The organism is Micromonospora sp. 4G55 (assembly GCF_016803375.1).
Window position 1 is genome coordinate 1 of the sequence record NZ_JAEVHN010000500.1, and the last position, 4,622, is coordinate 4,622.

The 4,622-nt window shown below is 67.9% G+C and carries 4 protein-coding genes and 1 pseudogene; 2 read left to right on the plus strand and 3 right to left on the minus strand.

Going from position 1 to position 4,622, the window contains the following annotated elements:
• Positions 1–204 (minus strand): hypothetical protein (locus tag JNW89_RS28325; protein WP_238451434.1); only part of this gene is annotated, 204 nt, incomplete at its 3' end.
• A gap of 615 nt (positions 205–819) precedes the next feature.
• Here JNW89_RS28325 and JNW89_RS28330 point away from each other — a divergent pair.
• Positions 820–2,070 carry an IS110 family transposase gene (locus JNW89_RS28330; RefSeq protein ID WP_238451435.1) on the plus strand — a complete coding sequence of 417 codons (1,251 nt, stop codon included), beginning with the start codon at positions 820–822 and terminating at the stop codon, positions 2,068–2,070.
• Positions 2,071–2,178: 108 nt separating this feature from the next.
• Positions 2,179–2,790, plus strand: a pseudogene (locus JNW89_RS28335) (NAD(P)H-binding protein); the annotation flags it as partial.
• 310 nt (positions 2,791–3,100) lie between these two features.
• On the opposite strand, the gene JNW89_RS28340 reads toward JNW89_RS28335, so the two are convergent.
• Positions 3,101–4,027, minus strand: a complete 927-nt coding sequence (locus JNW89_RS28340; RefSeq protein WP_238451438.1) for a hypothetical protein — start codon at positions 4,025–4,027, stop codon at positions 3,101–3,103.
• Between the two features lie 28 nt (positions 4,028–4,055).
• A complete protein-coding gene (locus JNW89_RS39100) occupies positions 4,056–4,541 on the minus strand; it encodes a zinc ribbon domain-containing protein (protein WP_375155157.1) in 486 nt (161 codons plus the stop codon).
• Positions 4,542–4,622: the final 81 nt, after the last annotated feature.

The following is a 4,622-nucleotide window of genomic DNA, read 5'->3' on the forward strand; positions in this document are numbered from 1 at the left end:
CTCCAACTCGAAGAGGATCTCGCCCCGGGTCACGTAGCCGAAGAGCGGCCCGGGGTGCCGGTGCGGCGGCGCGCCGGGGTCACCGGGCGACAGGGTGACCCGGATGGTCCTGGCCTCGGCGCCAGCCGGGATCAGGGCCGTCGCCTCCGGCAGGGTCGTGATCACCTCAACGCCTGGGGGCAGGTGTGCCTGCTCAGCGCTCATGTATTCCTCCAAACAGGGAGTGTCTACAGGAAAGACAAGACCGCCTCCCTGTTTGTGACAGCCCTACGCGGCGAACCTACCCGGGGCGCGCCGGAAATCCGGTCGCCCGAGCGGATGAGGCACTCAGCTCGCCCATCCGGCCCCAGGTGTTCATCGCCATCCTGGCCTAGGTGTACTGACCAGGCACGTTGGTCGCCTCACCACCGTCGGGCAAGACGAGCTGGTCGCCGCCCTGCCCGCCCAGGCCTGGTTGCCGCCTGTCCGCCGGCTCAGGCGCCTACCAGTGCCGACGAGCAGGCGTCGAACCTCGTCGGTTGACGTTCGGGTCCGGCCCGCAGCAAGGCTCGCGCTGCCTCCTTGCTGCCTCGCTGCCTGACTCCTCGCTTACAAGAGGAAGATGCCCCTGGCGGGGCACCCGCGGGTTTGTGAAACTCGATGCGTCGCCCGCCGACGTCGACAGAGCTTGGCACCTGCGAGCCCGTTTACAAGAGTGACGTTGGAACCCGCCCCGGTAGGCACCCCGGGTTGCCGCTGTGAGCGCGTGTCTGAGTTTCTTGATCTTCCGCGGGTTCCGCGGGCGACGCCTTATCGACTCGGCTCCACCATGGAGGCGTCGTGGAAATCGTCTATCCGCGTGTCGCAGCGATCGACGTGCACAAGAAGCAAATCACGGTGGCGGTCCGCACCCCCAGCGGGCAGCCGGGGCAACGCCGTCAACAGGTCCGCAAGTACCCGACGTTCTACAGCGCGCTGCGCGAGATGACCGCCTGGCTGGTCACCGAGCAGGTCACGCACGTGGCGATGGAAGCCACCGGCGTGTACTGGCGGCCGGTCTTCCACGCCCTCGCCGAGGCCGACGGGCTGGAGATCCTGCTGTGCAACGCCCACCACGTCAAAAACGTGCCGGGCCGCAAGACCGACGCCTCCGATGCGGTGTGGCTGGCCGAGCTGTGCGAGGTGGGACTGCTGCGCGGCAGTTTCATCCCGCCGACCGACATCGCCGCGATCCGGGAACTGACCCGCTACCGCAAGAAGCTGATCGAGGAACGCACCCGCGAGACCCAACGGCTGCACAAGGTCCTCGAAGACGGCGGCATCAAGCTCGACTCCATCGCCTCCGACGCCATCGGCGTGTCCGGTCGCGCGATGATCGAAGCGCTCATCGCCGGGGAGCGGGATCCGGCAGTACTGGCCGACCTGGCCAGAGGAGTGCTGCGCAAGAAAATTCCGGACCTGACCCTCGCGCTCGCCGGCAGGTTCGCCGAGCACCACGCCCTGCTCTGCCGGCTGCATCTGACCCACATCGATCACCTCAACGACATGATCGGCAAGCTCGACACCCACATCGACGTCGTCATCGCCCCGTTCGCAGCACAGCGGGACCGGCTCAAGACGATCCCCGGCGTCGGTGACCGGGCAGCGCAGACGATCATCTCCGAGATCGGGGTGGACATGACCCGCTTCCCCACCCCAGCCCACCTCGCCTCATGGGCCGGCCTCTGCCCCGGCAACCACGAATCAGCCGGCAAACGCCGGAAAGGAATCACCCGCCACGGCAACCCCCACCTCGCCACCGTGCTGTTCGAAGCCGCCTGGGCCACCTCCCGCACCCGCACCCGACTCGGCGCCCGTTACCGCCGTCTGCACCGGCGCTTCGGCAAAGCCGGCAGCAAGAAAGCCGCTGTCGCCGTCGCCCACACCATCCTGGTCATCGTCTGGCACTTACTCGCCAACGATCAGACCTACACCGACCTCGGCGCCGACTACTACACCCGCCGCGACGACCCCGAGACCCGCAAGAACCAGCTGCTACGCCAACTCCACGACCTCGGCTACCAAGCCGAACTCACCGCCCTCACGGCATAACCCCGCACGCCGCCGGTCTAAGTTTCGTCTGAGCTCTGTGCGGCGCATCCGTTCTCGTCCCCAACCGGTCGCCGCCACGAAGGAGGGTCCGTCACTGCGCTCGACGGATTCCTCGACATGGCGAAGCGCTCCGGGCTGCGGCACGTCGTCCTGCTCTCCTCATCGGCCGTTACATATCCCAGGCCCGGGTGGATCGGCGAGCAGCATCTGGCACTCGAAGAGGCCGTCGACGCGTCGGGGCTGCCGTGGACGTTCGTGCGCCCGGACGTGTTCATGACCAACGACCTCGCCTGGGCACACCAGATCGCGGCCGACGGCATCGTACGCGAAGCATATGGGCATGCCGGGCAGGTCCCCATCGACCCACGCGACATCGCCGCCGTTGCCGTCCGCGCCCTCCTCGACCGGCACATCAGCAAGGCGTACACGCTCACCGGGCCCGAGTCGCTGACCCAGATCGACCGCGTACGAATCATCGGCGAGACGATCGGGCGACCGCTGCGGTTCGAGGAGCAGCCCCGAGAACAATTCCGGGAGGAGCAGCTGCTCCACGGAGCGCCGCCGCCGGCGGCCGACTTTCTCCTCGACGTGCTCGCGTCAAAGGACGGCAAGATCGCACAGGTACTGCCGACCGTCGAGGAGATCACCGGGCGACCCGCCCTCACCTACGCCCAGCGGGCCGCCCACCACGCGGCAGACTTCACCGCGACGCCAGCCTGACGCAGTGCCGTCCCCGGGCGGCCCGCCAGCGTGCCGACCCTGATATACGCGGAGTACTGCCCGGCCAGGCCCAGGTCGCCGAGATCGAGGAAGGCATTGGGGAGATCGCCAGTCGGGTGATCGGGTTGCTGCCGGCCGCCCGGCGGGGGTGCTGCGCACCGGTGCGGCCACCATCGACCTAGACGGCACCGACGTCGAGGTGTACGGGACAAAGAAGGAAGGGATCGCCTACAGCTACAAGGGCACCCGGGCGCCCATAGCAGCGGCGCCGAGGGAACCGCCGCCCGGCGACAGCGTCAGACGGTACCTATCAACCGATGGTCATTAACCACGGCTTGGCCGGGTCGACCTTCTTGAACCCGGGGATCGAGACATCCTGCTGGTACGCGGACCCGTAGGCCGCGACGGCGGCTGTGCTCTGGATCGGTTGGTCGCCGGGCAGCGAGACGGTGAAGTTCCAGGAGTGCCCGTCGACCAACGTCTCGAACGCGATGGACCATTCGAGGTAGGAGCGCTTGGTGAGGCCCATGACCGACATCGGGACGGTCTCGCCGGGGGCTACCTGCACCGCGTTGGCCTCGAAGTACGGCCGACCCAACTTGTTCTCGCGCGACTCGTAGGTCTGGGCGGACGGCTCGGCGGCGTCGAGGTTGAACCCGATGGTGGTGACATCGAGGTTGCCCTGCGGCGGGCGCCACACGACGCTGCCGCTCAGCGGCTTGGCGCGCTTCGTCACCTTTGCATGCATTCCCAGGATAACCACCGGCTTGGCGCCGCAGCCGGTCGCGACCAGCTCTAACAGCGTACCGGCGGCGTGCTGCGACTGGACGGGGTTGTATTTCGCCAGGACGTCCGACGGTTCGGGTTCGCCCGGCGCGTTGAGCGCTTCCAGGATGGAGGCGGGCAGCACGTCGGCGGTCGCCCACCACGTCGATCCCCTGAACTTGTAGGAGAGGGCGACGCTGAGGGCAGGCCCACCCGGCCGGCAACCGTTGTTGGCCGCCACGGCGGTGGCGGACGGGATGACCGGTGTCGGCGTGCCCTCGGCGCCAGCAGGTGGGTCGGGCCAGATCAGGTTTGCGGCCTTGGTGCCGAACGGAGTGAGGACCGCCCCAGCAGCGATCAGCGCGACAGCCGAGAGTGAGGCGGCGAGCTTTGCCCGGAAACCACGGCTCCATGACCCCTGCGGCTTTTCTGGAGCAGTTGGCAACCCGCCATCAGCCTGGCTCGTTGGCATTACCGGCTCTCCCTGTGTCGCCCGGCGGTCAGAGGCGCAGTCTATAAGGGACCAACTTGCTGGATCTGGGCCACGTCGTTGGCCGTGGTGCGCCAGATGGACACTGAGGTTCCACCCCGGGACCGGACACCGGGGTTTCATGCCGCGAGGGCGAGGGCGTGGGTTTGACGTTGACGATCTCTCCGCCGTCAGGGACGGAGGTTCCCTCCAGGCTGCGTGTGGAACGCGCGGCGTCCGGGTGGATTACCGCTTCGCCGCGCGGTGCCACCATCGCTGGTGGTCTGATCCGCGCTCCACGGTCGTTTAGGCTCTCGGCGCGTCCCGCCGCGAGCACGTTGATGGCCGCGTTGGCGTCTCGATCGTGGGTGCTGCCGCACGGGCACTTCCACGTTCGGACGTTCAACGCCATCTTGTCGTTGATCCGGCCGCAGTCCGAGCACATCCGGGTGGACGGGAAGAACCGGTCCACCCGAGCGAAGGTGCGCCCGTACCGGGCGGCCTTGTACTCCAACATAGCGGTGAAGCTGGCCCACCCCGCGTCGTGCACGGACTTGGCCAGCCGCGTCCGGCCGAGACCGACAACGCACAGGTCCTC